The following is a 25969-nucleotide window of genomic DNA, read 5'->3' as shown; positions in this document are numbered from 1 at the left end:
ACGCTGTTGAGTTCTCAAGGATCGGACGCTCCCGGTTTTCACCATCACGGCTGCTACCCGGGGCCAATCATCACCACCACGCCACCCCCGCATCCGCGAAAGGCAACCTGTCCAACTTACCACCTCCAGACAACTTGTCAAATCGGCTGCAACGCTCACAAGCGCACGCAAAACCGTTCGAATAGCTAACGAAGGTGGGTTACTCATCCTAAGATCTGAAGACGGTTTCCTGCAAGAGGCACACCGCTATATGACTTGGATTTTGTCCCTCTTGAGGCCGTTCGGCACTTCCGCCTGACGAACCTTTGGGGTGACAAGAGGAAACATTACGGGTCAATTGCGCGCCAGGGAAATTACGGGCAATCCCGGGCGTGTCGCGCCATCGTGGACCCAAAGTACACCCCCAATATCGTCACGGCTCGCCGTGTCGCGTGGGAATCCGCCGACTATCGAGTATGGCTGGCGGCTCGTCGGCAGCCGGTGCGCCCGGCTCTGTCGACTCGAGCCGGCCTCGCGTGCCGGAACCGCCCGTGCCTCGACTCTGCGGTCTAATGGTCGAGGCGGGAACGCGAGCGGGGTCGAACACCACGGCCGGCGGCGGGTCGCCGGAAAGGGACACTCGATGATCGTCGTCAGCAGCATCCTCTGGGCGGGAGCGCTCCTCGTGATCGCGGCGTCGCTCGCGGTCGCCATCACGTCCATCCGTTTCAGGCGCCCCCGCCTCTCCCTCGCGACGATCGCCCCGGTGGCGATCGGCCTTGCCGGTGCCGCCTTCCTCATCTCCGTGCCGGCGCCCAGCCACCCGGTCGCGGTGATAGGCGGTATCGGTCTCGCGCTGCTCGGCGTCGTCGCCGGCAACCCAATCACCGTCGCCGTACTCGCCTTCGCCGATCGCGGAACCGGAGCGACCGTGACCGACGGACGCCACGGCGGGATCATCCTGAAGGAGAGCCGCGACGGCACCCGCCGGGACGCCGAGGTGTTGCGCGGCGGAACGACGATCGGCTACGTGGAGCGCCTCGTCGTGATCGCCGCCATCGTGCTCGGTCACCTCGAGATCGTCGCCGTGCTCATCGCGGTGAAGGGGCTCGGACGCTTCTCTGAACTGGACAGCCCCGAGATCCGCGAGCGGTTCATCATCGGCACCCTCGTCAGCCTCGCCTGGGCCGGGGCGTGCGCCCTGCTGATCGTCGTCTAGCCCGACGGCTCGGTCGCAGGACCGGCGGTCGGGACGGGACCGGGAGCGTCCGCAACGACTCCCCCGGCCTCGAGCGGCCGCGGCTTGTACACCCAGGTCACGAGCACCACCGAAATGATCATCAGCAGGAACCACGACACCAGTTTGGTGATCGACACCGGTTGCCAGCCGTCCACCTGGTTGGGGTAGGCCCACGCGTTGGACCAGGTGGCGACGTTCTCCGCGATCCAGATGAACAGCGCGACGAGCAGGAAGGCCACGACCAGCGGCATCCGGAGCCTCAGCCTGAACACCCGGAAGTGCATCGCGCTCGCGCCGAACACGAGAATCACGGCGACGACGAGCACCCAACGGAAATCCCAGACGTAGTGGTGGGTGAAGAAGTTGGCATAGATGAGCACGGCGAGAACCGCGGTGAGCCAGCGCGGCGGGTAGCGGTCGAAGCGGAGGTCGAACAGGCGGAAGACCCGCACCATGTACGACCCGACGGCCGCGTACATGAATCCGCTGTAGAGCGGCACGCCGAACAGATGCAACACTCCGGGGCCCTCGTAGATCCAGGAGCCGACGCTCGTCTTGAAGAGCTCCATTCCCGTGCCGACCAGATGGAACAGGATGATGACCCGCAGTTCCCGCAGGGTCTCGAAACGAAAGGCGACCATGAGCACCTGCACGACAACAGCGGCGATCGTGACGAAGTCGTTTCGGGCGAGCCAGGCGCCCTCGGGGTACCAGAGTCTCGTTGAGAAGAGAATCGCGAGCATGGCCGCACCGAAGATGCAGGCCCAGGCCTGTTTGAGCCCGAAGACCAGGAACTCGACGAGAGCCTTCCACGGCGTGCTGTTCCGCGCCCGTGCGAGGAGTCGGCGCGCCCGGTCGTCGATGAACCGCTCTACCGCGGTGAACTCCGCGCCGTCCTCGGCCCCGTCAGTCATGGCCGGCGAACCTTCGCGTGGGCCTTGTACGCGGACACCGTCCGGTCCCCGGGAATCCAGAACCGCCACGGGAACTCGGCCGACCCGCCGTCCCCCGACACACCGGTGCGCGGTCCGACGTTGCGGGCGGCTCGCACCGCCGGCAGGGTGAGGTCGAACGGCGATTTCGCGAGATCCGCCCCGCCGTCCGCGAGAGTCACGCCGAGGGCCACGACGAGCCGCGCCGGCCCCCGTGCGAGGTCGGCATCCGTGCGGGACGTGGTGCGCCGCGCGCGGGCAAGTTCGAGGCCCTCGACCACCTCTCCGCCCCGCAGGAGCACGGCCGATGCGGTGCCCGGCGGAGAGCACACGACGTTCGCGCAGACATGCATGCCATAGGTGAAGTAGGTGTAGAGATGCCCGGGCTCGCCGAACATCACCGTAGTGCGCTTGGTGAGACCGCGAAAGGCGTGGGATCCCGGGTCCACCTCGCCGAGGTAGGCCTCGACCTCGGTGAGCCGGATCGTCACCCTTCCCTCTTCCGAGTCCCGGGAGATGGTGGCGCCCAGCAGGTCGAGGGCGACCTCGGTTGCCGGCCTGGCCAGGGCCTCGCGGTCGAACATCAGAAGAGGTGGAACATTAGAAGAGTCGGGCGCCGCTCACGATGAACAGGATCACGGCCGCGACAGCCATCGCGCCGGCGACCGCGAAGATGCTCCACATCACGATCTTCTGGGTGCGGCTCTGTTCTGGCCGCTGGGGCTTGTTGTCCTTGCTGAGCGTCATTGCAGGTACTTCTCCAGTTCTCGAATCCGGCGGGTGAGGGCGGCGAGCTGCTCGGTGACTCGAACGGCGGCCGTGCCTCCCGCGCCGTCCCGACTCGCGATCGACCCGGAGACGGTGAGCGCCGAGCGCACCGCGGGCGTGAGATGGGGCGAGAGCGCGGCCAGCTCGGCATCCGTCGGCTCATCCAGCTGCAGCCCGCGTTGCTCGCAGAAGCTGACGAGTGCCCCGCTGATCTCGTGGGCGTCGCGGAACGGCACGTGCTGGGTGACGAGCCACTCCGCGACATCGGTTGCGAGCGAGAAGCCCTGCGGGGCGAGTTCCGCCATGCGCGCGGTATCGAACCGAAGCGAGGCGACCATTCCGGTGAACGCGGGCAGCAGCACCTCGAGGGTGGCGACCGAATCGAAGACCGGCTCCTTGTCTTCCTGCAGGTCGCGGTTGTAGGCGAGGGGAAGACCCTTGAGTGTGGCGAGCAGCCCGGCGAGGTTGCCGACGAGCCGACCGGACTTGCCCCGTGCGAGCTCCGCGATGTCGGGGTTCTTCTTCTGCGGCATGATCGACGAGCCGGTGGAATACGAATCGTGCAGCGTGACGAAACCGAACTCCCGTGTGTTCCAGATGATGATGTCCTCGGCGAACCGGGAAAGGTTGATGCCGATGAGCGAGGCGACGAAGGCGAACTCGGCGACGACGTCGCGGCTGGCCGTCGCATCCATGGAATTCTCGGTCGGTCGGTCGAGCCCCAGCTCGGTCGCGACGAGCTGCGGGTCGAGGCCGAGCGAACTGCCGGCCAGCGCGCCGGCGCCGTAGGGAGACGACCGGGCGCGAACCGACCAGTCCCTCAACCGCTCGAGGTCGCGAACGAGCGGCCAGGCGTAGGCGAGCAGGTGGTGCGAGAGCAGCACAGGCTGGGCGTGCTGCATGTGGGTGCGCCCAGGCATCGGGGCGCCGAGGTGCGCCTCCGCCTGCGCGGCGATCGCGTCGACGAGGTCGACCACGTGGTGGGTGATCGCCCGGGCGTGGTCGAGCAGGTACAGGCGCACGAGGGTGGCGATCTGGTCGTTTCGACTGCGTCCGGCGCGCAGCTTGCCCCCGAGCTCCGCCCCCGCGATCTCGATGAGGCCGCGCTCGAGCGCACCGTGCACGTCCTCGTCCGTCTCGAGTTCGGCGAAGCTGCCGTCCTCGAACGCGACGCGCAGGCGATCGAGGGATTCGAGCATCCGCACCAACTCGTCGTCGGTGAGGTAGCCAGCGGCCGCGAGCGCCTTCGCGTGCGCTCGCGACCCGGCGAGGTCGTACGGTCCGAGCCGCCAGTCGAACTGCGTCGACTTGCTCAGACGGGCAAGCTCCGGCGACGGGCCGCTGGAGAACCGGCCGCCCCACAGCGCCCCCTCGGTCGTCTTCCCGACCGTGGGTTCTTCGTCGCCAAATTTCGACACGGCCCGGCTCCTAGTTGCTCGACGCCTCGCGGCGCGCCGAGATCTTGCTCGGCAGCGACCAGATCTCGATGAAGCCCTTGGAGAGCGACTGGTCGAACGTGTCGCCGGTGTCATAGGTCGCGAGGTCGAAGTCGTAGAGGCTCTCTGCGCTCTTCTGGCCCGTGACGACCGCACGGCCGCCCTGGAGCAGGAGGCGGATTTCGCCGCTCACGTACCTCTGGGTGTCGTCGATGAACACGTCGAGCGAACGCTTGAGGCTCGAGAACCACAGGCCGTCGTAGACGAGGTTCGCCCACTCCGCCTCGACTCCACGCTTGTAACGCCCGAGGTCGCGCTCGAGCGTGAGAGCCTCGAGGGCCTCGTGCGCGGCAATGAGGGCGATCGCGGCGGGAGCCTCGTAGACCTCGCGGCTCTTGATGCCGACGAGGCGATCCTCGACCACATCGATGCGACCGACGCCGTGCTTGCCGGCGACGGCGTTGAGCTCCTCGACGATCGCCAGCGGGCTGTACGCAACGCCGTCGAGCGCGACCGGGATGCCCCGCTCGAAGGTGATGACGATTTCGTCGGCCTCACGGTTGACGTTGGGGTCTTGCGTGTACTCGTAGAGGTCCTCGATCGGGGCGTTCCACGGGTCCTCGAGGAACCCCGTCTCCACCGCGCGTCCCCAGACGTTCTTGTCGATCGAATATGGATTGGCCGCGCTCTGGCGGATCGGCAGGTTGTGCTCGTTGGCGTAGACGATCGCCTTGTCGCGGGTGAGCGCAAGGTCGCGCACCGGGGCGATGCTGGTGAGCTCCGGGGCGAGCGCGGCGACGGCCGCCTCGAAACGAACCTGGTCGTTGCCCTTTCCGGTGCATCCGTGGGCGACGCTGTCCGCGCCGAGTTCCCGAGCGACGCGGGCGAGATGCTTCGAGATGAGCGGACGGCTCAGGGCCGAGACGAGCGGGTAGCGCTTCTGGTAGAGCGCATTGGCCTTGAGGGAAGGCATGAGGTAATCGCTCGCGAACTCGTCGCGGGCGTCGACGACGATCGCCTCGACGGCGCCACAGTCGAGCGCCCGCTGGCGGATGTCATCCATGTCCTCGCCGCCCTGGCCGACGTCGACGGCGAGAGCCACGACCTCCTTGCCGGTGGCGTCCTTGAGCCAGCCGATGCCGACCGAGGTGTCGAGACCACCGGAGTATGCGAGGACAACGCGTTCTGCCATGTAACTGCTCCTTGTGTTATTCGTTGACAAGCTTAGGGCGCCGATTCGGCGTCAAACCCCTTCGGAAGAGAGGGGATGGTGCAGTGGAGTGGTTACTGCTGGAGTAGCCAGACCATGAGCGCCTTCTGGGCGTGCAGGCGATTCTCGGCCTCGTCCCAGACGACGCTTTGCGGGCCGTCGATCACCTCGGCGGTGACCTCGTAGCCGCGGTCGGCCGGGAGGCAGTGCAGGAACAGGGCGTCGGCCTTGGCCAGTGCCATGAGCTCCGCGTCCACACGATAGGACCCGAGGGTGGTGAGGCGTTCGGCCTTCTCCTCCTCCTTGCCCATCGACACCCAGGTGTCGGTCACCACGACATCCGCACCGGCGACGGCCTCGATCGGATCCGTGAAGAGGGTGACCGAACCGCCGGTCCTCGCCGCTGCGACGTCGGCGGCGGCGACCACCGAGTCCGTCGGTGCGTAGTCGACCGGCGAGGCGACGCGCACGTGCATGCCGGCCGTCGCGCCGGCCAGCAGGTAGGACTGGGCCATATTGCTCGCCCCGTCGCCGAGGAAGGTGACGGCGAGACCGGCGAGGGTGCCTCGGTGCTCACGGATGGTGAGCAGGTCGGCGAGCAGCTGGCAGGGGTGGAAGTCGTCGGAGAGTCCGTTGATGACCGGAACGGTGGTGCCCAGAGCCATCTCCTCGAGCCCGGACTGCGCGAAGGTGCGCCAGACGATCGCGGCGACCTGGCGCTCGAGAACGCGCGCGGTGTCGGTGGCCGTCTCCTTGCCGCCGAGCTGGCTGTTCGCCGTGGAGATGATCAGCGGGATGCCGCCGAGCTCGGCGATGCCGACCGCGAAAGACACCCGAGTGCGTGTGGACGACTTGTCGAAGATCACGGCGACGGTCTGCGGGCCGGCGAGCGGCCGGGTGCCGAAGCGGTCGCTCTTGAGCTCGACCGCGAGATCGAGGATGGCGGTCTGCTCGGCCTGGCTGAGGTCGTCGTCGCGCAGGAAATGTCGGGTCATGCGACTGCCTCCAGGGCCTTGGCGAAGAGTTCGCGGAATTCGTCGAGTTCCGCGTCGCCCACGATGAGCGGCGGGGCGAGCCGGATGCTCGACTCGTTGGGTGCGTTGATGATGAGCCCGGCGGCGAACGCCGCGGCCGACAGCTCCGCTGCGACGGGCTTCGACAGCCCGAGGCCGACGAGGGCGCCCTGACCGCGGATCTCGGCGATCAGCGGCGACCCGATGTCGGCGACGATCTGCCGGAGCCGAGAACCGAGGTGCGCGGCGTTCTCGATCAGGCCGGCCCGCTCGATCTCGCCGAGAACGGCATTGCCCGCGGCCGTCGCGAGCGGGTTGCCGCCGAACGTGCTGCCGTGCTGGCCAGGCTTGAAGAGGTCGGAGGCCCAGCCGAAGGTGACGAGGGCGCCGATCGGCACTCCCCCGGCGATGCCCTTGGCGAGGGCGAGCGCGTCGGGCACGATGCCGTGCTGCTGGAACGCGAACCAGGTTCCCGTGCGGCCGACCCCGGTCTGGATCTCGTCGAGGATGAGCAGCGCACCGTGCTGCTCGGTGAGCTCGCGCGCGCGCTGGAGGTAGCCGTCCGGGAGGTCGATGACACCGGCCTCGCCCTTGATCGGCTCCACGAACAGCGCGGCGACCGTGTCATCCATCGCCTCTTCGAGCGCCTCGATCGTCGTCGCGATGTGCTCGACCCCCGGCAGCAGCGGCTCGAAGGCCTCGCGCAGCGCCGCCTTGCCGGTGAGCGAGAGTGAGCCCATGGTGCGACCGTGAAACGAATTGACGAGTGACAGGATGCGCGTGCGCGATCCGTCGCCGCGGTTGAGTCGGGCGAGCTTGATCGCGGCCTCGATCGCCTCGGCGCCCGAGTTGCCGAAGAAAACCCGACCGTGGTCGCCGGCGCCGGTGATGCGGCGCAGCCGCTCGGCGAGCTCCAGCTGCGGCGGGGTGGCGAAGTAGTTCGAGACGTGGGCGAGGGTCGCGACCTGCGTGCTGACGGCCTCGACGAGCACCGGATGGGCGTGGCCGAGCGCGTTGACCGCGATTCCGGCGAGGAAGTCGAGGTACCGTGTGCCCTCGGAGTCCCACACATGGGCGCCCTGCCCGCGCACGAGCATCGCCAGCGGGGACGCGAGCGACCCCATCATGGCGTCGCCGAAGCGTTCGCGCCAGTTGTCGTTGTCGGTCACTGTGCTGCCTCCTCGGCGGTCGGGATGACTTCGGTTCCGATGCCCTCGGCGGTGAACGCCTCGAGCAGGATCGCGTGCAGGACGCGGCCGTCGATGATGGCGGCCTTCGGCACTCCGCCCTCCACGGCGTCGAGGCAGGCGGTCATCTTGGGGATCATCCCCGATTCCAGCGACGGCAGGAGCGCGCTCAACTCGGCCGCGTCGATCGACGAGACGAGCGAATCGCGGTTCGGCCAGTCGCGGTAGAGCCCTGCCACATCGGTGAGGATGATGAGTTTCGCGGCCCCGAGGGCAACGGCGAGTGCCGACGCTGCCGAGTCGGCGTTCACGTTGAGGGACTGCCCGTGGTGGGCGGAGTCCGGCGCGATCGACGAGACGACGGGGATCTTGCCGGCATCGAGGATCGCGGTGACGGTGGCCGGCGTGACCGAGGTGACATCGCCGACGAGGCCGAGGTCCACCTCTTCGCCGTCGATGACGGTTCCCCGGCGAGTGCCGGCGAAGAGCCCGTCGGTCTCGCCGGACAGGGTCTGCGCGAGGGGACCGTGCTCGTTGATGAGAGCGGACAGCTGGGGCCCCACCTCCACGGTGAGCACCTCGCGCACGACCTCGAGCGCCTCCGGGCTCGTGACGCGCAGCCCGCCGCGGAACTCGCTGGGGATGCCCCGACGCTCGAGTTCCGCCGAGATCTGAGGACCCCCGCCGTGCACGACGACCGGATGCACGCCCACCTGCCGCAGGTAGACCATGTCCTCGGCAAACGCGCGCTTGAGCTCCTCGTTGACCATGGCGTTGCCGCCGAACTTCACCACGATCGTCTTGCCCTGGAACTCCCGAAGCCACGGCAGGGATTCGATGAGGGCCTGCGCCTTCGTCGACGTCTCCGAACTGTGCGCGCCCATCAGCTGGAGTACGCGCTGTTCTCGTGCACGTAGTCGTGCGTGAGGTCGTTGGTGCGGATGGTGGCGGTCGACTCCCCCGCGTTCAGGTCGATCACGAGGTGAACCGCCCGTCCGGTGAGGTCGACGAGATCGCGGGACTGGTCAGGTTCGCCGGCGTGGGCGACCCGGATGCCGTTGATCGTCACGTCGATGTCGTACGGGTCGAAGGCCGCGGCCGTGGTGCCCACCGCGGCAAGAACGCGACCCCAGTTGGGGTCGTTGCCGAAGACGGCGGCCTTGAAGAGGTTGTTTCGCGCCACTGCCCGCCCGACTTCGACCGCGTCGTCCTCTGAGGCCGCGCTCACGACTTCGATCGTGATGTCGTGGGCCGCGCCCTCGGCATCCTGCTGGAGCTGGGCCGCGAGATCCGCGCACAGCTCGGTGAGCGCCGCCCCGAACTCGTCGGCCGTCGGGGAGATTCCGGATGCCGCGGACGCGAGGAGGGCGACCGTGTCGTTGGTGGACATGCAGCCGTCGGAGTCGAGGCGGTCGAAGGTGACCCTGGTCGCCTCGCGAAGAGCGGCGTCGAGGGCGGCCGACGGGAGGTCGGCATCGGTTGTGACCACCACGAGCATCGTCGCGAGCCCCGGCGCGAGCATGCCTGCCCCCTTCGCCATGCCGCCGATCGACCAGCCGTCGCGGGAGACGACGGATTGCTTGGGGTGGGTATCGGTGGTCATGATCGCGAGCGCGGCATCCAGTCCGCCGTCATCGCTCAGGCTGCCGTGGGCGGCGGTGAGGCCGGCCGACACCTTGTCGAGATCGAGTTGGTCGCCGATGAGGCCCGTGGAGCAGATCAGGATGTCGGACGCGGAGGCCCCGATGAGGTTCGCTGCGAGCTCGGCGGTCGCGTGGGTCACCTGGAAGCCGCGAGCCCCCGTGTAACAGTTGGCGCCGCCCGAGTTGAGCACGATCGCGCTGAGGATGCCGTCGGCGATCGCCTGCTGCGACCAGATCACGGGGTTCGCCTTCGCCCGGTTGCTCGTGAACACGGCCGCGGCGGCGTGGCTCTGGCCGGTGTTGACGACGAAGGCGATGTCACGACCACCGCTCGCCTTCAGCCCCGATTCGACTCCGGCGGCGGTGAAACCGCGAGGGTGGGTGACGCTCATGGTGCGACTCCGTCCACTGGAAGGCCTGCGGTCTCGAGCAGGCCGAGGGCGATGTTGGCGGACTGGATGGCGGCACCCGCCGTGCCCTTGACGAGATTGTCGACGGCCGTCACCGTGACGACGCGGCCGGCCGCCTTGTCGATGGCGAGTCCGATGAGGGCGGTGTTGGCACCGAGCACATCCGCGGTGCGCGGGAAGGACCCGGCGGGCAGAAGGTGTACGAACGGTTCGTCCGCGTATGCGCTCTCCCAGGCATCCCGAATCGCCGTGGCCGAGGTGCCTGGCACGATCCGCGCGGTGGAGGTGGCGAGGATGCCGCGGGACATCGGCACGATCACCGGCGTGAACGAGATGGTGGGCGACTCGGCCCCCGCACCGCGCAGACCCTGCAGGATCTCGGGGATGTGGCGGTGCGTTCCGCCGACCGCGTACGGGTTGGCGGAGCCGAGGATCTCGCTCGCGAGATTCTCGAGCTTGAGGCTCTTGCCGGCACCGGACGGGCCGACGGCGAGCACGGCCACCAGGTCCCGCTCCTCGATCACCCCGGCCGCGATCCCCGGCGCGAGTGCCAGGGCGACGGTGCTCGCGTTGCAGCCGGGTGCGGCGATGCGGCGCGAGCCGATGAGCGCCGCGCGCTGCTTGGCTCCGCCGACGATGAGCTCCGGCACGCCGTAGTCCCAGACGTCGTAAAACCGGCCCGGGTAGAAGGCCGCCCAGTCCGCCTCGCTGCGCAACCGGTGGTCGGCGCCGCAATCGACCACGAGCGCGTCGGCCGGCAGGTGCTCGGTGAGCTCCCCGGACTTGCCGTGCGGCAGGGCGAGGAAGACCACGTCGTGACCGGCGAGCGCCTGCGCGGTGGTCTCCGCGAGGGTCAGGTGACCGAGTGAGCGCAGATGGGGCTGCACGGAGGCGAGCGACTGGCCGGCGTTGGAGAATGCGGTGACCGTGGTCACCGTGAAATCGGGGTGCCCTGCGAGGAGTCGCAGGAGTTCACCACCCGCATAGCCACTGGCACCAGCCACGGCAACGGAGAGAGACATGCCTCTACCTTTGTGATCGATCGGACGGGGATCGGGGCGGCGGCGCTGCTGGGTACGCTGACGAATCAGCGCTGCGGCGTCGCCGACGATCGGCGCGCGCGGATCACCGGCAGGCGAACCTCACCCTGACGCGTCCCGTGCATGTCCATGAAACAGACCATACCGCCTCCGCGCCACAGTTCACGAATCGGCGGGGCCGGCGCCCCGCACGCTGTAGCGGTGCTCCGGCCTCCCCGTGCTGCCGTAGCGGAGCTGCACGGTCGCCGCCCCCTCGTAGACGAGGCTCGAAAGGTAGCGCTGCGCCGTGGCGCGGGAGATTCCCACCTCGCTGGCGACTTCGGACGCGGCGGTCGGCACGCTCGTGCGTCGGAGGATCTCGAGCACCGCGGCCTCGGTGGCCGCTCGGGGCTTGCCCGCGCCGGATTCACCGGGGTGCAGAATGCGGAGTGCTCGCTCAACCGCCTCCTGGTCGAGGGTGTGGCCAGCCGCGAGCACGCTGCGGTAACGGGCGTACGCCCGGAGCCGCTGCTCGAGGAACTCCGCCCGGAATGGCTTGATGAGGTAGCTGAGGGCACCGCGGCGGAGCGCCTTCTGAACCGACGCAACGTCGGATGCCGCGCTGATCACGAACACATCGACATCGAGACCTCGGAGCACGTCGAGCCCGTTGACGTCCGGCAGGTAGATGTCGAGCAGCACGAGTTCGGGCTGCATCGCCCGGACGACACGGATCGCCTCCTCGCCCCCGCTCACCGGCGGCAGGGCGGTGAAGCCCGGGATCGCATTGACGTATGCGACGTGCAGCTTGGCCACATGGAAGTCATCGTCGACGATGAGCACGCGGATGTCGTCGGCCATGTCGTCAGATCACCGCCCGTGGCGAGATCGGCCGGACGGGCTCCTCCGCAGAGAGCACGCCGGGAAGTCGCGCGCAGAAGACCGCGCCCGGTCCACCGATGGCTCCGGCCGACGCCAGCCAGACGTCACCACCGCGGCGCCGGGCGATCTGGCGGGAGAGCGCGAGGCCCAGACCGTGTCCGTGGCTTTCGTCGCCCATCCCGATGGCTGTCGTGTAGCCCTCCACGAACGGCAGCTCCCGGTCTGCTCCGATGCCGTCGCCGGAGTCGGCGACGACCAGGTGGAGAGTCTCCCCCTCGCTCAGCAGTTCGATTTCGACCCAGCGGCTCTCGTCCTTGCCCTGCACGGCGGCGACCACCGCGTTGTCGATGAGGTTGCCGAGAACGGTCGTGACGTCCTGCGGATCGATGACCGCGCCGGCGATGAGCGTCTCCGACCCGATCCGCAGCAGCACGCCTCGTTCGGCGGCCTGGGATCCCTTGGCGCCGACAAAGGCCTGCAGGTAGGAGTCCTGCAGTCGATCGCCGTGCTCGACCGGATGCTTCAGCGGCCCCGTCTCGAGAGTCTGCCGAAGGTAGTGGGCGGCCTCCGCCGTCTCGCCGATGTCGAGCAGCCCGGAGATCGTGTGCAGGCGATTGGCGAATTCGTGGCGCTGGGCGCGCAGTGCGGTGGACAGCGCCTCGACGGCGAACAACTGGCGGCTGAGCGCCTCGACGTCGGTCCTGTCACGCACCATGATCACCCAGCCGAGATCGCTCGCGCCCCGCGTGACCTTGCGCGCCGTCACGACGAGCACCGATTGGCCGACGACGACCTGCACCGAGGCGTCATCGCCGAGCTGGGGACGGTCGAGCAGGTCGATGATCGGGGCGGGAATGCTGAGGAAGCGGACCTGGTCGCCGATGACGTCCGGCAGGCCGAGCAGCCGCCGCGCCTTCGCGTTGCACACGGTGATCACCCCGTCCGGAGTCGTGCCGATGACTCCCTCCCCCACGCCGTAGAGCACGACCTCCTGGTCCTGCACGAGCGCGGAGATCTCCTCCGGCTCGAGTCCGAGGGTGAGATTCCGCAGGCGCCTCACGAGGGCGGCCGAGGCCGCGGCCGCGAGGATGAGCACTCCGATCCCCACCCCGATGAGCGGGAGGATGAGCGCGCCGAGATTCTGCATCACGCTCGCCATGGAGAACCCGACGCTTACCTCGCCGACCACTCGGCTGTGATCCGGCGACCAGATCGGCACCTTGGCGCGCGCCGACGGGCCCAGGGTGCCGTTCTCGATCGCCGTGACCGGCTGCCCCTTCAGCGCCGCGCTCGGGCTCGTGCTGACCATCTTGCCCAGGAGGCTCGGGGTGGGGTGGGAGAGACGGATGCCGTCGTCATCGGTGATCACCACGAACAGGGCGGCGGTGCGCTTGCGCACCTCCTCGGCCGCCGTCTGGATCGGCCCTCCGCGCAGTTCCGCGTTGCCGGGGACGGCCGTCGCGGCCGAGACGGCCGTGACGAGACCGCGCACGTCGTCGCGAGCCGCGACGCTGTTCGCCACGGCGAGCGCTCTCGCCTCGACCTGGCTCCCGGTCTCGCCATAGCTCAGGTAGGCGAACATTCCGGTGGAGACGAGCACCACGAGAGCGACGACGCCGAGCTGGAACACCAGGGTCTGCGTGGAGAAGCTGAGGCGCCTGGGCCCGCGGGGCCCCTGGCGCGCGCCGGCCACACTCCTCGATCGCGTCTTCGTCGTCGTCACGGATTCACGCTACAGCGGCCGCGACCCGATGACATCCCGATCGTGGTCGTGAGATTAATGCGCACAAGGTGCGCAATGCGGTCTTCTGCGACCAAGTCGCGGAAACCGGACGCGGGGTTGCCGCCGACCATATCGTTGCCCCACCCAGATGCGCCCGAACCGGGCGCCTCGTCAACGATGACAGCTCGCATGGTCTCCCTGCGGTTCGTCACCGAATCGAAAGGAGCCTCGATGAGCACTGCGCCGCACCTGTTCTCAACCCCGCTGGCGACGCTGCGACCGGCCATCGACCTGAAGAACGTGACCAAGCGGTTCACTACCCCGGACGGGTCGACATACACGGCGATCCGGGACATGACCCTCCAGGTGGCCCCCGGCGAGTTCTGCGCGATCGTCGGCCCCACCGGTTGCGGCAAGTCGACGACGCTCACCCTGGTCTCCGGGCTGGAGCGGCCGAGCGCCGGATCGGTGAGCGTGCACGGCGAGGCCGTCAAGGGCATCACGCCCGGTGTGGGCTTCATGTTCCAGACGGATGCCGTGCTCCCCTGGAAGTCGGTGCTCGACAACGTGGCGATGGGCCCGAAGTTCCGGGGCATCGACAAAGCAAATGCAATCGCCTCGGCGAAAGACTGGATCCGTCGCGTGGGCCTGTCGGGCTTCGAAGACCGGTTCCCTCACCAGCTCTCCGGCGGCATGCGCAAGCGCGTCGCCCTCGCCCAGAGTCTCATCAACGAGCCGGAGATCCTGCTCATGGACGAACCGTTCAGCGCCCTGGACGTGCAGACCCGGGCGATCATGTCGAACGAACTGCTCGGCCTGTGGGACGTCACCAAGCCGGCGGTCGTGTTCGTGACCCACGACCTCGAGGAGGCCATCGCCCTTGCCGACAAGGTCGTCGTGATGACCGCCGGTCCGGGCGGCACGGTGAAGGAGACCTTCGCCATCGACCTGCCTCGCCCCCGGGTGGTGCAGGAGATCCGCTTCGACAAGCGCTTCGTCGACCTCTACCAGCAGATCTGGGAGTCACTACGCTCCGAGGTCGACACGGCGTATTCGCAGTCCACCCAAACCACCGGAAAGGCATCCTGATGAGCGCATCGAGCGTCGAGACAACCCTGACCCAGGGACTCGAGGTGGCCATCGCGGCGAGCGCCCACAGCCGCAGCCGCAAACGCCGCGTCCGTGTGCTCGCGAGCCAACTCGGCCTGCTCGTGCTGCTGCTCGGCGGCTGGCAGCTCGCTGTCGGCTCCGACCAGCTCAAGATCGTGCTCTACGGCGAGCCGAGCGGAATCCTCGCCCAACTGATCACCTGGTTCCGGGAGGGCACCGCCATCGGCCCGCTCTGGCAGCAGATCGCGGTCACCCTCGAGGAGGCGCTCATCGGCTTCGTCATCGGTACTGCGCTCGGAATCGTCTCGGGCATCGCGCTGGGGCGCATCCGCTTCCTCGCCGAGGTGTTCAGTCCATACATCAAGGTGCTGAATTCGATCCCGCGGATCGTGCTCGGATCCGTCTTCGTGCTCGCGCTCGGGCTCGGCATCGAGTCGAAGATCCTGCTCGTGATCGTGCTCGTCTTCTTCGGGGTCTTCTTCAACGCCTTCCAGGGGGTGCGCGAAGTGGATCGCAACTTCATCGCGAACGCGACCATCCTCGGCGCGTCGAAGTGGCAGGTCACCCGCCACGTCGTGCTGCCGTCAGCGTTCACCTGGATCGTCGCGAGCCTGCACGTGAGCTTCGGCTTCGCCCTCATCGGCGCGATCGTCGGGGAATTCCTCGGCGGACTCCAGGGCCTCGGAGAGCTCATCAAGAACGCCCAGGGCACCTTCAACGCGAACGGCGTCTGGGCCGCGATGGTCATCATGGGCATCATCGCGCTCATCGCGGAGTACTTCATCACCCGTCTCGAGAACCGCTTGTTGCGCTGGCGTCCGCCGCAGCTGAGCGGCCCTGAGCTCTGACCGCTTCCCTTTCGCACAACCCCTCACCACCCAAACAAGGAGAGTCCAATGAAGGAAAATCCCAACACCAAACGCCGAATGCTCGTGCTCGCCAGCGCGGCGATCGCCGTCGCGATCGGAGTGGCGGGCTGCAGCTCCGCCACGACGGCCACCGCACCCAAGGCGGGCGCGACGAGCGACTCGGCGAACGGCAACGTCGCCATCATGGTTGGTGGGCTGAACAAGCAGATCTATCTGCCGTTCATGCTCGCCCAGCAGCTCGGCTACTACAAGCAGCAGGGCCTCACCGTCACGCTCTCCGACGAGCCGGCCGGAGTGGATGCCACGACCAACATGCTCGCCGGAAAGGTCGATGGGGTGGGGGGTTTTTATGACCACACGATCGACCTCGCCGGCCTCGGCCAGCAGGTGGAATCCGTGGTGAACATGCTCGTGACGCCCGGCGAGGTCGAGCTATGCCGCAGCGACCTCAAGGGCCAGATCAAGTCGCCGGCAGACTGGTCGGGCCGCAACCTCGGCATCACCGACCTCGGTTCGTCGACCGACTTCCTCACCCAGTACCTGGCGAAGAAGAACGGTGTCGACCCGACAACGATCCACCGCCTCGGCGTGCAGTCCGGGGCGACCCTCATCGGCGCCATGCAGCACAAGAACGTCGACTGCGCGATGACCACGGAACCGACGGTCTCGCAACTCATGGCGACGGGGGGCGCGTACATCCTGCTCGACATGCGCAGCTCCAAGGGCACATCGGCGGCGCTCGGCGGCGAGTACCCGGCCACGTCGCTGTACATGAAGTCGTCGTGGGTGAAGCAGAACCCGGTGACGGTGCAGAAGCTCGTCAACGCCTACGTGAAGACGCTCAAGTACATCCAGGCCAACGACGGTGCCACCATCGTGGAGAAGATCCCCGCCGACTACTACGCGGGAGCCGGCAAGGCCGCATGGATCAAGGCCTTCGACTCGGAGAAGGGCATCTACAACCCGACGGGAATCATGCCGCCGAACGGGCCGCCGACCAACCTCAAGGTGCTCTCGGCGTTCAACAAGGACGTGCAGGGAAAGTCGATCGACATACACCAGACCTACACTGACAAGTTCGTGACGGCCGCCAAGTAGCAGGCAACCAACGGAAGGCTGTGGCGTGACCGATCTCGGTCACGCCACGGTCGTATCCGGCCGCCCTATTCGCGCACGGTCGCGCCGAACCGCTCCGCGGCGACCGCGGCGCCAGCGAGCTTGGCGTCGCTCGCCTCGCCCGCCGTGAGGGTGCGATCCGGCGCCCGGAAACGCAGGGCGAGCGTGATGGACTTGGATCCGGCGGGAATCCCCGACCCGCGGTAGTCGTCGACGAGCCTGGCGTCTTCGAGCAGGTCCCCCGCACCGTCGACGACCGCGGAGAGCACGTCACCCGCCGGCACGTCGACGGGCACCACGAGCGACAGGTCCTGGGTCGCCACCGGGAAGCTCGAGATGCTCTCCGGAACGACCTCCCGCGCCGAGAGCTCGATGAGCAGTTCGAGGTTGACCTCGAGCACGGCGGTGACCCTCGGCAGGTCGAGCTCGTCGGCGAGGGCAGGCAGCAGCTCGCCCGCGAAACCGACCGGCTGGTTCGAGACTAGGAGTTCGGCGGTGCGCCCCGGGTGCATCGCGTGATGCGACCCCTGGCGAATCGTGAGGGCCGCGTCGACGGCGCTCGCGAGTTGCCTCGCCGCGTCCAAGGCATCCGCAATACCGCGGTACACCGCCGGCTGGCCCGGCTGGTGGGTGACGGCCGCCCCCACGAACAGGGCGGCGACGTGCAGCGGCTGGGGCGGGATGCTCTCGAAGAGTTCGCCCAGTTCCGAAAGCGACGGGCGCACGATTCCCGAGGGAAGCGGGCCGCTGCCGTACGACCGGCCGGCCTCCGGGCGGAACACCGAGCCGATCTCGTAGAGGGCGAGGTCGGTGAGTCCACGGGACAGGTTGCGGTGGGCGACCTCGATGAGCCCCGGCAGGAGCGAGGTGCGCAGGAACGGCGACTCGGCATCGAGCGGGTTGAGTAGCCGGATCGCCGGCACGCCGCCGTCCACGGCCGAACCGAACGTGTCGTTGGTCGCACTCGTGACGAACGGGTAGGAGAGCACCTCGGTGAGGCCGTTCGCGGCGAGCACCTGGGCTGCCGCACGCCGCAGACGCTGCGACCGGGACAGCCCTCGCCCGGGAGGAGCGGTCGGGAGCACGGCCGGGATGCGGTCGTAGCCGACAATGCGGGCGACCTCCTCCACGAGTGTCGCCTTGTCTGTGAGGTCGGGACGCCAGCTCGGCGGGGTGACGGAGAGGCCGCCGGCTGCACGCTCGATGGTCGCCCCGATGTCGGTGAGCGAGGCGACAATCTCGTCGTCGCTGTAGTCGGCGCCGACGAGTGCCTCGACGTAGCCGTTCGGAAGCTCGATCGGCTCCGCGGCCACGGCCACGTTCCATCGCGAACCGAGCGTGTCGACGTGACCGCCCGTGAGTCGCTCGAGCAGTTCGACGACGCGGGCCGCCGCGGCATCCGCAATGCCCGGGTCGACGCCACGCTCGAAGCGCTTCGACGCCTCACTCGGCAGCCGGTGCCGACGCGCGGAGCGGGCGATCGACACAGGATCGAAGTTGGCGGCCTCCACGAGCACATTCGCGGTGGCCACGCCGATCTCGGTCGACGCACCGCCCATGACTCCGGCGAGGCCTATCGGTCCGGAGTCGTCGGTGATGAGCAGGTCTTCGGCGTGCAGCGTCCTGCGCTGGCCGTCGAGCGTCTCCAGGGCCTCACCCGGCGCGGCGCGACGCACCGTGATGCCACCGGTGAGCGCGTCGAGGTCGTAGCCGTGTGTCGGTTGCCCGAGCTCGAGCATGACGTAGTTGGTGATGTCGACGACAACGGAGATCGAGCGGATGCCGGCGAGCTTGAGCCGGGCGACAAGCCACGCCGGCGACGGGCTGCCGGCGTCGATGCCACGCACGACGCGGGTGACGAAGACGGAGGCGCCTGTGCGCCCGCGCACCGGGGATCGGTCGTCGATGGTGACCGGGAAGCCGGAGGCCGCGGTGTGCTCGAGGGTCGGGGCGAGGGCCGGATCGCGGAACGCCGCGCCGGTGGCATGCGCGTACTCCCTGGCGATGCCGCGGATCGAGAAGGCGTAGCCACGGTCGGGGGTGACGTTGACCTCGATGGCCCAGTCGTCAAGCCCGAGGAGGGAGATCGCGTCGGTGCCGACCTCCGGGTCGAGGCCGAGCGAGGCGAGCCGCAGGATTCCGTCGTGCTCCTCGCCGAGGCCGAGTTCGCGCGCGGAGGCGATCATTCCGTCGGAGACGTGGCCGTAGGTCTTCCGTGCCGAGATGGGGAACGGACCGGGAAGCGTCGCGCCCGGCAGCGACACGACCACCTTGTCGCCGGTGACGAAGTTGTGGGCGCCGCAGACGATGCCGCGCGGTTCCGCCTCGCCGACATCCACCTGGCACCAGTTGATTGTCTTGCCGTTCGACTGCGCCTCCGGCGTGAACTCGAGGACCTGGCCGACCACGATCGGGCCGCTCACCTCGAAGCCGTGCACGTCTTCCTCTTCGAAACCGACGCTCACGAGCGCGGCGTGCACGTGCTCCGGGGTCGCGTCGAGAGGCACGTCGACGAACTCGCGCAGCCAGCTGATGGGGATTCTCATCAGACCACCAGCCCGAACTGCTGGCTGAACCGCACGTCGCCCTCGACCATGTCGCGCATGTCGGCGAGGTTGTTGCGGAACATCAGGGTGCGCTCGATCCCCATGCCGAAGGCGAAGCCCTGATACTCGTCCGGGTCGATGCCGGCCGCCCGCAGCACGTTGCGGTTGACCATGCCGCATCCACCCCACTCGATCCAGCGTGCGCCGCCCTTGGCGCCCGGCTGCCAGACGTCCATCTCGGCGCTCGGCTCGGTGAACGGGAAGTAGTTGGGGCGAAGGCGGATCTTCGCCTCTGCGCCGAACATGATGCGGGCGAAGTGCTCGAGGGTGCCGCGCAGGTGAGCCATGGTGAGGCCCTTGTCGATGGCGATGCCCTCCACCTGGTGGAACACCGGGGTATGGGTGGCGTCGAGCTCGTCGGTGCGGAACACCTTGCCGGGCGAGATCACGTAGAGCGGGAGTTCCCGGGTGAGCAGCGAACGGATCTGCACCGGGCTGGTCTGGGTGCGCAGCACGAGGTGCGAGTCGAGGGGATCCACGAAGAAGGTGTCCTGCATCGCCCGCGCCGGGTGGTCCTCGTCGAAGTTGAGCGCGTCGAAGTTGAACCACTCGTTCTCGAGCTCCGGGCCCTCCGCGATCTCCCAGCCCATGCCGATGAACACGTCGCCGATGGTCTCCTGGAGCAGGTTGAGCGGATGCCGCGCACCGGGGGTGCCGCGCGAAGGGACGGCCGTGACATCCACGGCCTCCGCGGCGAGACGGGCCGTCTCCTCTGCGACGAACAGCTCGGCCTCGCGGGCGGCGAACGCCTGGGTGACCTGGCCTCGCGCCTGCCCGACGAGCTTCCCGGCCGCGGCCTTTCGGTCGTTCGGCACGTCGCGCAGCATCCCGCCAAGTCGGGCGAGAACGGACGACTCCCCCGTGTGCTCGGTTCGGGCGGAGCGGAGGGATGCCGAGTCGGTGGCGGCGGCCAGGGCCGCGAGGGCGGCGTCCACGGCGTCGGCGACCGACTCGTCGGTGATGTTCAGGGGGTCAGGCACGGTTCACAAGTTTAGCGAGGAATTCGGGCCGCACCGCCCCACCCCGGCGTCGCGCGAGCCGCCGGGCGAACGCCGACAGGGACAAGTTGATCGCGAGGTAGATCACGAGCGTGACGAGGAACAGCGAGAGGAGGTAGCGGTTGCCGTAGAAGCTCGCCATCTGGTTCATCGTCGTGCGGATGAGCTCGTTGTAGCCGACGATAAAGCCGAGGCTGGTGTCTTTGAGCAGCACGACGAGCTGCGCGACGATCACCGGCAGCATCTGCCGGAAGGCCTGCGGGAACTCGATGAACGTCTTCGCCTGCAGCCGTGTCAGCCCGAGGCTGAGACCGGCCTCGCGCTGGCCGAGCGGCAGGGAGGCGAGCCCGGCCCGCAGTATCTCCCCGATGATCGCCCCGTTGTACAACCCGAGGGCGAGCACAACGGCCCAGAACGAGCCGAACGAACTCGCGAGCAGGATGAACAGCATGAGGAGCAGCACCGGCATGCCGCGGAAGAACTCGAGAACGACCGTGGTCGGCACGCGCACCCAGGCGAAAACCGAGGTGCGCAGGGTCGAGAAACCGATGCCGATGGCAAGAGCCAGCACGGCCGCAAACGCCGCCGCCTGGAGGGTCGCCAGCACGCCGAGCCCAATGCCGCGCCAGACGCGAGGGTCCGCGAAGATGTCCCACCGGCCGGGGTCGAATGAGCCCGGAAGCGTGATGCCCGAAGACACCCGAGGAGCGGTGAGGGTGAGGATCACCCAGACGACGACAGCGGCCACGACCACGAGGGCAACGATCGAGAAGATCAGCGACCGGCGCCGTGCCTTCGGGCCGGGAGAGTCGAAGAGTACAGAGGAGCTCATCGCGCCACCGCCCATCTCTTTTCGAGTCGCGCCGAGAGCACGCCGAGCGGGATCGTGATCACGAGGTAGAAGAAGGCGACCCCGAGCAGGATCGGGATGATGTTGTCTCCGTTCGCATTCGCGAGCTTCTTGCCGACCGTGAACAGTTCCGCCACGAAGAATCCGCCAGCCACCGAAGTGTTCTTGGCCAGGGCGACGAGCACATTGACGAGGGGCGGGATCACCATGCGGAACGCCTGCGGAAAGATCACGAGGGTGAGCGACTGGCCGAAGCCCATCCCGAGGCTCCGAGCCGCCTCCGCCTGCCCGATCGGCACGCCGTTCACGCCGGAGCGCAGCGCCTCGGCCACGAACGGCGAAGTGTATAGCGTGAGTCCGATGCTGGCCGCGACGAAGTACGGAAGGGTGGTGCCGAGGTAGGGAAGGATGATCGCGCAGAAGAACAGCACCAGGGTGAGCGGGGTGTTGCGCAACGCCTCGGTGTAGACCGCCGCGGCACCGCTGAGGCCGGGCACCGGGGAGATGCGCATCGCGGCCACGAGGGTGCCGAGGACCAGGGCCGCCACTCCCGCGATCGCGAACAGCGACAGCGTGAGCCCGAAGCCCTGGAGGTACGACGGCAGGTTGTCGATCACGGCATTCATGGGTTCACTCCCCTCGGTTTGGTCTGATTGTCCCGGTACGCGGGTGGCGGCCCGTCACCACGCACTGCCACCCACGCGGCTCGGCTAGTAGTTGTCGACGGCGGGCGGCGCGACGTAGGGAAGCATCTTTCCGGCGGTGTCTTCCCACGCCTTCTTGTAGCTGCCGTCCTTATAGGACTTGGTGAGCACCGAGTTGATGTAGGTGCGGAAGCCGGTGTCGTCGAGCCCCAGCCCGATACCGTACGGCTCCTTCGTGAACGGCTTGCCGACGACCTTGAATTCGCCCTCGTTCTGCGCCGCGAGCCCGGCGAGGATCACGTTGTCTGTGCTGACCGCGACGGCCGCGCCCGAGCGGAGTGGCTCCAGGCAGTTCGAGTAGATGTCGGTGAGCAGCGGCTTGGCGCCGATCTCCGCGAGCTTCGCCGCCGGCGTCGATCCGGTGACCGAACAGACCGGCTTGCCGACAAGGTCCTTCTCCGTCTTGATCTTCTTGTTGTCTGCCTTCACCAGGATCGACTGACCGGCGGAATAGTACGGGCCGGCGAACGAGACTGCCTTCTTGCGCAGGTCGTTGATCGTATAGGTGGCGATCACGAGGTCGACCTCGCCGGACTGGATGAACGGCTCGCGGTTGGCGGAGATGGTCTCCTTCCACTCGATGTTCTCGGCCTTGATGCCGAGGCTCGCGGCGATCATCTTGCCCATCTCCACATCGAAGCCGACCGGGCCGTCTGGGCCCTTGAGGCCGAACAGCGGCTGGTCGAACTTGGTGCCGATGGTGATCTTGCCCGCCTTGGCGAGCTTCTCCATGGTCGAGCCTGCCGCAAAGGTCGGCACAGCCTTCGGTGTCGATGCCGTGTCTGCGCCGCCGCCTGCACAGCCGGCAAGCATCAGCATGGCCGACGCCGCGAGGGCGACGATCGTGAGGTTCTTCTTCATGGGGTCTTGGTGCCTCTCATTGGCGCTGCGTGGTCGTGCGTGTCCACCGGGGGTGGGCCACTCTGATGGTCGAGGGGAGCCTGGACCTAGTGCGCGAGAACCTTGGACAGGAAGTCCTGGGCCCGCGGCGATTGCGGGTCGGTGAAGAAGTTTTCGGGAGTCGCTTCCTCTTCGATCGTGCCATCGGCCATGAAGAGCACCCGGTCGGCGGCCTTGCGGGCGAACCCCATCTCGTGGGTAACCACGAGCATGGTCATGCCGTCCTTCGCCAGGCCGACCATCACATCCAGGACCTCGTTGATCATCTCCGGGTCGAGGGCACTCGTCGGCTCATCGAGCAGGATGAGCTTGGGCTGCATCGCGAGCGAGCGCGCGATTGCCACCCGCTGCTGCTGCCCGCCGGAGAGCTGGGCGGGCATCTTGCCGGCCTGGTTGGCGACACCCACCCGGTCGAGCATCTCCATGCCGCGGGACTCGGCGTCCTTCTTCGACAGCTTGCGCACCTTCATCGGCGCGAGGGTGACGTTTTCGAGGATCGTCTTGTGCGCGAAGAGGTTGAACGACTGGAAGACCATGCCGACATCGGCGCGCAACCGGGCAAGCTCGGCACCCTCCGAGGGGAGAACCTTCCCGTCGATGGTGATGGTGCCGGAGTCGATGGTTTCGAGGCGGTTGATCGCCCGGCAGAGGGTGGACTTTCCCGACCCGCTCGGCCCGATAACGACCACGACCTCGCCCTTGGCGACCGTCGTCGAGATGTCCTTGAGCACGTGCAGGTCGCCGAAATGTTTGTTGATCCGGTCTACGACAACGAGAGGCCCCATGCCCCAAGCCAACCACACCCCCGTTCGGGGGCCGACCAATCAGTCCACTCTTAACCTGCCGGAAATGCCGAACGGCCCCGCGGGTACGGCCTTTACCTGGTCACGTTCGCTGCGCGAATGCGCTCTCGTAGAGGCACACCGCGGCGGCTGTGGCGAGATTCATCGACTCCGCGTGCCCGTAGATCGGCACGGTGATCGCGCGGTCGGCGAGGGCGAAATGCTCGTCGGTGAGGCCCCGGGCCTCGTTGCCGAACAGCCACGCGGTCGGCCCGGCGAGCGTGCCGTCTCGGCGCGCCTCGAGCAGGTCCTCGCCCTTCACGTCGGCGGCGAGCACTGTCATCCCGGCCTCGCGAGCCCGCTCGAGCACCGACTCGAGTTCCGCGCCGACCGCCACGGGAAGGTGGAAGATCGACCCCGTCGACGCGCGCACGACCTTCGGATTGTAGAGGTCGACGCTGCGACCGGTGAAGATCACGCCGTCGGCGCCGGCGGCATCCGCGGCCCGGATGATCGTGCCGGCGTTGCCGGGATCGCGCACCTCCTCGAGGATGGCGATGAGCTTCGGCTCCGAACGCAGGATGTCCTTGACCGAAGTGGGAAATTGGTGGCAGACGGCGACGATTCCCTGGGGCGTAACCGTGTCCGCCATCGCCTCGAGCACGTGTTCGGTGACGAATTCGACGTCGACGCCGGCATCCACGGCGGCCTGGGCGATGTCCGTGTAGCGCTCGATCGCGGTCGGCGTGGCATAGAGTTCGACGACGAGCTGCGGGCGGAAGGTCATCGCCTCCGCGACGGCCTGCGGGCCCTCGAGCAGGAACAGTCCGGTCGCGGCGCGAGCCTCCCGCTTGGCGAGTTTGGCGACGCTTCTGACACGGGGCGAACGCGGGTTATCGAGCACGTGACGATTCTATTCCGGCAACGGCATGGAACGTCGGATCGCGTGGGCTCGGCGCGGAACGGCGAAAGGCCCGGGCACTCGAGGTGCCCGGGCCTTGCGCAGGAGACGTGTCTGAGCGGTGAACCTACGCTGCCGTGAACTTAAGCTGCCGTGAACTTAAGCTGCGGAGACCTTCGGAGCGGAGGTGTCTGCCGGCAGTGCGGCCTTCGCGGTGGCGACGATCGCCGCGAACGTGGCGGGGTCGGTCACGGCGAGGTCGGCGAGAATGCGGCGGTCGACCCCGACGCCGGCCAGGTTCAGTCCCTGGATCAGGCGGTTGTAGGTCAGTCCGTTCGCGCGCGAGGCGGCGTTGATGCGCTGGATCCACAGGCGGCGGAAGTCACCCTTGCGCGCACGACGGTCGCGGTACGAGTAGACGAACGAGTGGATGAGCTGTTCTTTGGCCTTGCGGTACAGGCGCGAGCGCTGTCCACGGTAGCCCTTGGCGCGCTCGAGGATGACCCGACGCTTCTTGTGGGCGTTGACTGCCCTCTTTACTCTTGCCATTTCCTAAATCCTTTATTTCTCTTCGGCGATGTGGATCGGCGTTACATGCCGAGTAGCTTTTTGATGGCCTTGACGTTGGCCGGGGCAATCACCTGGTCCTGGTTCAGGCGACGCTTGCGCTGGCCCGACTTCGATTCCAGGTTGTGGCGCATGCCGGCCTGCTGTTTCATGATCTTTCCGCTGCCGGTGACCTTGAATCGCTTCTTGGTCCCCGAGTGGGTCTTCTGCTTGGGCATTTCTCTCCTTGTTCGTGCAACCCGACGGACTAGTCCGTCGTCACATCTGCTGGTGCAGTCTTGGGGGCAACAGCCCGCGGCTTCGGAATCGAGCCCGGCGTTGGCGTGGGGCGCGGTGCCGAGGGGACGGCTCGCGGCGTGGGCGGCTTCGCCTCGGTGGATGCCGGCTTCGCCGGGGCCGCGGGTGCCGCAGTGCTCGGCGCCGCAGTGCTCGGCGCTGCCTTGGCGACAGGAGCGGCCGCGGGGGCCGCCTTCGCGGCCGGAGCGGCCTTGGGTGCGACCGCGGTCGACCCGACCGCAGCCGCCTTAGGCGCCTCGACGGGTGCCACCGCGAGCGGAACCTCGACAGGCTCGGCCACGGGAGCCGCCACCGGTGGGTTCGCCGCGGCATCCGTCGCGGCCTTCACCAACTCAGGCGGCAGGGCGGGAAGCTCGGCGCTGGCTGGGCGCTCGGCACGTTCCGGCTTCGACTTCGCGATCTTCACGTCGTGCTCTGCCTTGACCTCGGCCTTCGTCTTGAGCGGACCGATCACCATGACCATGTTGCGGCCATCGATGGTGGGGGTCGACTCGACGGTGCCGAACTCTGAAACGTCTTCGGCGAATCGCTGGAGCAGACGCACGCCCTGCTCGGGACGCGACTGCTCGCGGCCGCGGAACAGGATCATGGCCTTCACCTTGTCGCCGCCCTGGAGGAAGCCCTCTGCACGCTTGCGCTTGGTCTCGTAGTCGTGAACGTCGATCTTGAGTCGGAAACGGACCTCCTTGAGGATCGTGTTCGACTGGTTGCGCTTGGCCTCTTTCGCCTTCTGCGCGGTTTCGTACTTGAACTTGCCGAAATCCATGATCTTGGCAACGGGAGGCTTGGAATTGGGAGCAACCTCAACCAAATCCAGGTCTGCCTCC

General features: G+C 67.8%; 25 protein-coding genes and 1 pseudogene. 4 read left to right on the top strand and 22 right to left on the bottom strand.

The window, feature by feature from the left end:
- The first annotated feature begins 622 nt into the window (after nucleotides 1–622).
- On the top strand, nucleotides 623–1198 hold the full coding sequence (locus VIM54_RS14355) for a hypothetical protein (RefSeq protein ID WP_331902332.1): 576 nt from the start codon (nucleotides 623–625) through the stop codon (nucleotides 1196–1198).
- Here VIM54_RS14355 and VIM54_RS14350 read toward each other — a convergent pair.
- The 12 genes from VIM54_RS14350 to VIM54_RS14295 form a co-directional block, all read right to left on the bottom strand.
- Nucleotides 1195–2133: a DUF817 domain-containing protein gene (locus tag VIM54_RS14350; RefSeq protein ID WP_331902331.1), complete on the bottom strand. Its 939-nt coding sequence runs from the start codon at nucleotides 2131–2133 to the stop codon at nucleotides 1195–1197. The genes VIM54_RS14355 and VIM54_RS14350 overlap by 4 nt on opposite strands.
- The gene (locus tag VIM54_RS14345; protein ID WP_331902329.1) at nucleotides 2130–2735 is read right to left on the bottom strand and encodes a DNA-3-methyladenine glycosylase; all 606 of its coding nucleotides are present in this window, start codon (nucleotides 2733–2735) and stop codon (nucleotides 2130–2132) included. Before VIM54_RS14345 ends, VIM54_RS14350 begins: the two co-directional genes overlap by 4 nt.
- 16 nt (nucleotides 2736–2751) lie before the next feature.
- Entirely contained in the window at nucleotides 2752–2898 is a 147-nt protein-coding gene (locus VIM54_RS14340; RefSeq protein WP_331902328.1) for a hypothetical protein, read from the bottom strand.
- Nucleotides 2895–4337, bottom strand: a complete 1443-nt coding sequence (argH, locus tag VIM54_RS14335; protein ID WP_331902326.1) for an argininosuccinate lyase — start codon at nucleotides 4335–4337, stop codon at nucleotides 2895–2897. Before argH ends, VIM54_RS14340 begins: the two co-directional genes overlap by 4 nt.
- A 10-nt stretch (nucleotides 4338–4347) precedes the next feature.
- On the bottom strand, nucleotides 4348–5547 hold the full coding sequence (locus tag VIM54_RS14330) for an argininosuccinate synthase (RefSeq protein ID WP_331902324.1): 1200 nt from the start codon (nucleotides 5545–5547) through the stop codon (nucleotides 4348–4350).
- A 92-nt stretch (nucleotides 5548–5639) separates the two neighbouring features.
- On the bottom strand, nucleotides 5640–6560 hold the full coding sequence (gene argF / locus VIM54_RS14325) for an ornithine carbamoyltransferase (protein WP_331902323.1): 921 nt from the start codon (nucleotides 6558–6560) through the stop codon (nucleotides 5640–5642).
- Complete coding sequence (locus VIM54_RS14320; RefSeq protein WP_331902334.1) at nucleotides 6557–7705, bottom strand: acetylornithine transaminase; 1149 nt, start codon at nucleotides 7703–7705, stop codon at nucleotides 6557–6559. Before VIM54_RS14320 ends, argF begins: the two co-directional genes overlap by 4 nt.
- Nucleotides 7706–7743: 38 nt before the next feature.
- The gene (gene argB / locus VIM54_RS14315; RefSeq protein WP_331902322.1) at nucleotides 7744–8649 is read right to left on the bottom strand and encodes an acetylglutamate kinase; all 906 of its coding nucleotides are present in this window, start codon (nucleotides 8647–8649) and stop codon (nucleotides 7744–7746) included.
- Entirely contained in the window at nucleotides 8649–9800 is a 1152-nt protein-coding gene (argJ, locus tag VIM54_RS14310; protein WP_331902321.1) for a bifunctional glutamate N-acetyltransferase/amino-acid acetyltransferase ArgJ, read from the bottom strand. Before argJ ends, argB begins: the two co-directional genes overlap by 1 nt.
- Entirely contained in the window at nucleotides 9797–10840 is a 1044-nt protein-coding gene (argC, locus tag VIM54_RS14305) for an N-acetyl-gamma-glutamyl-phosphate reductase (protein WP_331902319.1), read from the bottom strand. Before argC ends, argJ begins: the two co-directional genes overlap by 4 nt.
- Nucleotides 10841–11020: 180 nt before the next feature.
- Nucleotides 11021–11698 (bottom strand): response regulator, encoded by a 678-nt coding sequence (locus VIM54_RS14300; protein ID WP_331902317.1) that lies wholly within the window; start codon nucleotides 11696–11698, stop codon nucleotides 11021–11023.
- 4 nt (nucleotides 11699–11702) lie between these two features.
- Nucleotides 11703–13442, bottom strand: a complete 1740-nt coding sequence (locus tag VIM54_RS14295) for a sensor histidine kinase (protein ID WP_331902315.1) — start codon at nucleotides 13440–13442, stop codon at nucleotides 11703–11705.
- Between the two features lie 231 nt (nucleotides 13443–13673).
- Between VIM54_RS14295 and VIM54_RS14290 the strand changes: the two genes are divergently transcribed.
- From VIM54_RS14290 to VIM54_RS14280, 3 genes are read left to right on the top strand one after another with little or no spacing between them, the layout of a single operon-like run.
- Entirely contained in the window at nucleotides 13674–14531 is an 858-nt protein-coding gene (locus tag VIM54_RS14290; protein WP_331902313.1) for an ABC transporter ATP-binding protein, read from the top strand.
- Entirely contained in the window at nucleotides 14531–15400 is an 870-nt protein-coding gene (locus VIM54_RS14285; protein ID WP_331902311.1) for an ABC transporter permease, read from the top strand. Before VIM54_RS14290 ends, VIM54_RS14285 begins: the two co-directional genes overlap by 1 nt.
- Nucleotides 15401–15448: 48 nt before the next feature.
- Entirely contained in the window at nucleotides 15449–16519 is a 1071-nt protein-coding gene (locus VIM54_RS14280; RefSeq protein ID WP_331902309.1) for an ABC transporter substrate-binding protein, read from the top strand.
- A gap of 65 nt (nucleotides 16520–16584) precedes the next feature.
- On the opposite strand, the gene pheT is transcribed toward VIM54_RS14280, so the two are convergent.
- From pheT to infC, 10 genes and pseudogenes are all read right to left on the bottom strand, one after another.
- Entirely contained in the window at nucleotides 16585–19083 is a 2499-nt protein-coding gene (gene pheT / locus VIM54_RS14275; protein ID WP_331902308.1) for a phenylalanine--tRNA ligase subunit beta, read from the bottom strand.
- Nucleotides 19083–20123, bottom strand: coding sequence for a phenylalanine--tRNA ligase subunit alpha (gene pheS / locus VIM54_RS14270; RefSeq protein ID WP_331902306.1), 1041 nt, complete (start codon nucleotides 20121–20123; stop codon nucleotides 19083–19085). The genes pheT and pheS overlap by 1 nt, the downstream gene beginning before the upstream one ends.
- Nucleotides 20116–20973 (bottom strand): ABC transporter permease subunit, encoded by an 858-nt coding sequence (locus VIM54_RS14265; RefSeq protein ID WP_331902305.1) that lies wholly within the window; start codon nucleotides 20971–20973, stop codon nucleotides 20116–20118. The genes pheS and VIM54_RS14265 overlap by 8 nt, the downstream gene beginning before the upstream one ends.
- Nucleotides 20970–21617, bottom strand: coding sequence for an amino acid ABC transporter permease (locus tag VIM54_RS14260; protein ID WP_331902304.1), 648 nt, complete (start codon nucleotides 21615–21617; stop codon nucleotides 20970–20972). Before VIM54_RS14260 ends, VIM54_RS14265 begins: the two co-directional genes overlap by 4 nt.
- Nucleotides 21618–21701: 84 nt before the next feature.
- Nucleotides 21702–22556 carry a glutamate ABC transporter substrate-binding protein gene (locus tag VIM54_RS14255; protein ID WP_331902303.1) on the bottom strand — a complete coding sequence of 285 codons (855 nt, stop codon included), beginning with the start codon at nucleotides 22554–22556 and terminating at the stop codon, nucleotides 21702–21704.
- Nucleotides 22557–22642: 86 nt separating this feature from the next.
- On the bottom strand, nucleotides 22643–23380 hold the full coding sequence (locus VIM54_RS14250) for an amino acid ABC transporter ATP-binding protein (RefSeq protein ID WP_331902301.1): 738 nt from the start codon (nucleotides 23378–23380) through the stop codon (nucleotides 22643–22645).
- A 100-nt stretch (nucleotides 23381–23480) separates the two neighbouring features.
- On the bottom strand, nucleotides 23481–24281 hold the full coding sequence (locus tag VIM54_RS14245; RefSeq protein WP_331902299.1) for an RNA methyltransferase: 801 nt from the start codon (nucleotides 24279–24281) through the stop codon (nucleotides 23481–23483).
- A 156-nt stretch (nucleotides 24282–24437) separates the two neighbouring features.
- The gene (rplT, locus tag VIM54_RS14240) at nucleotides 24438–24827 is read right to left on the bottom strand and encodes a 50S ribosomal protein L20 (RefSeq protein ID WP_147783139.1); all 390 of its coding nucleotides are present in this window, start codon (nucleotides 24825–24827) and stop codon (nucleotides 24438–24440) included.
- Nucleotides 24828–24868: 41 nt separating this feature from the next.
- Complete coding sequence (gene rpmI, locus VIM54_RS14235; protein ID WP_147783138.1) at nucleotides 24869–25063, bottom strand: 50S ribosomal protein L35; 195 nt, start codon at nucleotides 25061–25063, stop codon at nucleotides 24869–24871.
- Nucleotides 25064–25553: 490 nt separating this feature from the next.
- Nucleotides 25554–25969, bottom strand: a pseudogene (gene infC / locus VIM54_RS14230) (translation initiation factor IF-3); the annotation flags it as partial.

Origin of the sequence: Lacisediminihabitans sp. (genome assembly GCF_036569425.1) — a bacterium.
Classification (GTDB): Bacteria; Actinomycetota; Actinomycetes; order Actinomycetales; family Microbacteriaceae; genus Lacisediminihabitans.
The sequence above is the reverse complement of the archived record's forward strand: the minus strand, read 5'-3'. Positions and strand labels throughout refer to the sequence as shown.

Coding starts and splice junctions, on each gene's coding strand:
- VIM54_RS14260 (WP_331902304.1), bottom strand. CDS start 21,617: ATGAATGCCGTGATCGACAACCTGCCGTCGTACCTCCAGGGCTTCGGG.
- VIM54_RS14340 (WP_331902328.1), bottom strand. CDS start 2,898: ATGACGCTCAGCAAGGACAACAAGCCCCAGCGGCCAGAACAGAGCCGC.
- VIM54_RS14255 (WP_331902303.1), bottom strand. CDS start 22,556: ATGAAGAAGAACCTCACGATCGTCGCCCTCGCGGCGTCGGCCATGCTG.
- VIM54_RS14285 (WP_331902311.1), top strand. CDS start 14,531: ATGAGCGCATCGAGCGTCGAGACAACCCTGACCCAGGGACTCGAGGTG.
- VIM54_RS14320 (WP_331902334.1), bottom strand. CDS start 7,705: ATGATGGGGTCGCTCGCGTCCCCGCTGGCGATGCTCGTGCGCGGGCAG.
- pheT (WP_331902308.1), bottom strand. CDS start 19,083: ATGAGAATCCCCATCAGCTGGCTGCGCGAGTTCGTCGACGTGCCTCTC.
- VIM54_RS14345 (WP_331902329.1), bottom strand. CDS start 2,735: ATGTTCGACCGCGAGGCCCTGGCCAGGCCGGCAACCGAGGTCGCCCTC.
- argC (WP_331902319.1), bottom strand. CDS start 10,840: ATGTCTCTCTCCGTTGCCGTGGCTGGTGCCAGTGGCTATGCGGGTGGT.
- VIM54_RS14330 (WP_331902324.1), bottom strand. CDS start 5,547: ATGGCAGAACGCGTTGTCCTCGCATACTCCGGTGGTCTCGACACCTCG.
- rpmI (WP_147783138.1), bottom strand. CDS start 25,063: ATGCCCAAGCAGAAGACCCACTCGGGGACCAAGAAGCGATTCAAGGTC.
- argF (WP_331902323.1), bottom strand. CDS start 6,560: ATGACCCGACATTTCCTGCGCGACGACGACCTCAGCCAGGCCGAGCAG.
- VIM54_RS14300 (WP_331902317.1), bottom strand. CDS start 11,698: ATGGCCGACGACATCCGCGTGCTCATCGTCGACGATGACTTCCATGTG.
- VIM54_RS14250 (WP_331902301.1), bottom strand. CDS start 23,380: ATGGGGCCTCTCGTTGTCGTAGACCGGATCAACAAACATTTCGGCGAC.
- VIM54_RS14350 (WP_331902331.1), bottom strand. CDS start 2,133: ATGACTGACGGGGCCGAGGACGGCGCGGAGTTCACCGCGGTAGAGCGG.
- VIM54_RS14355 (WP_331902332.1), top strand. CDS start 623: ATGATCGTCGTCAGCAGCATCCTCTGGGCGGGAGCGCTCCTCGTGATC.
- argJ (WP_331902321.1), bottom strand. CDS start 9,800: ATGAGCGTCACCCACCCTCGCGGTTTCACCGCCGCCGGAGTCGAATCG.
- VIM54_RS14265 (WP_331902305.1), bottom strand. CDS start 20,973: ATGAGCTCCTCTGTACTCTTCGACTCTCCCGGCCCGAAGGCACGGCGC.
- argB (WP_331902322.1), bottom strand. CDS start 8,649: ATGGGCGCGCACAGTTCGGAGACGTCGACGAAGGCGCAGGCCCTCATC.
- rplT (WP_147783139.1), bottom strand. CDS start 24,827: ATGGCAAGAGTAAAGAGGGCAGTCAACGCCCACAAGAAGCGTCGGGTC.
- VIM54_RS14290 (WP_331902313.1), top strand. CDS start 13,674: ATGAGCACTGCGCCGCACCTGTTCTCAACCCCGCTGGCGACGCTGCGA.
- VIM54_RS14280 (WP_331902309.1), top strand. CDS start 15,449: ATGAAGGAAAATCCCAACACCAAACGCCGAATGCTCGTGCTCGCCAGC.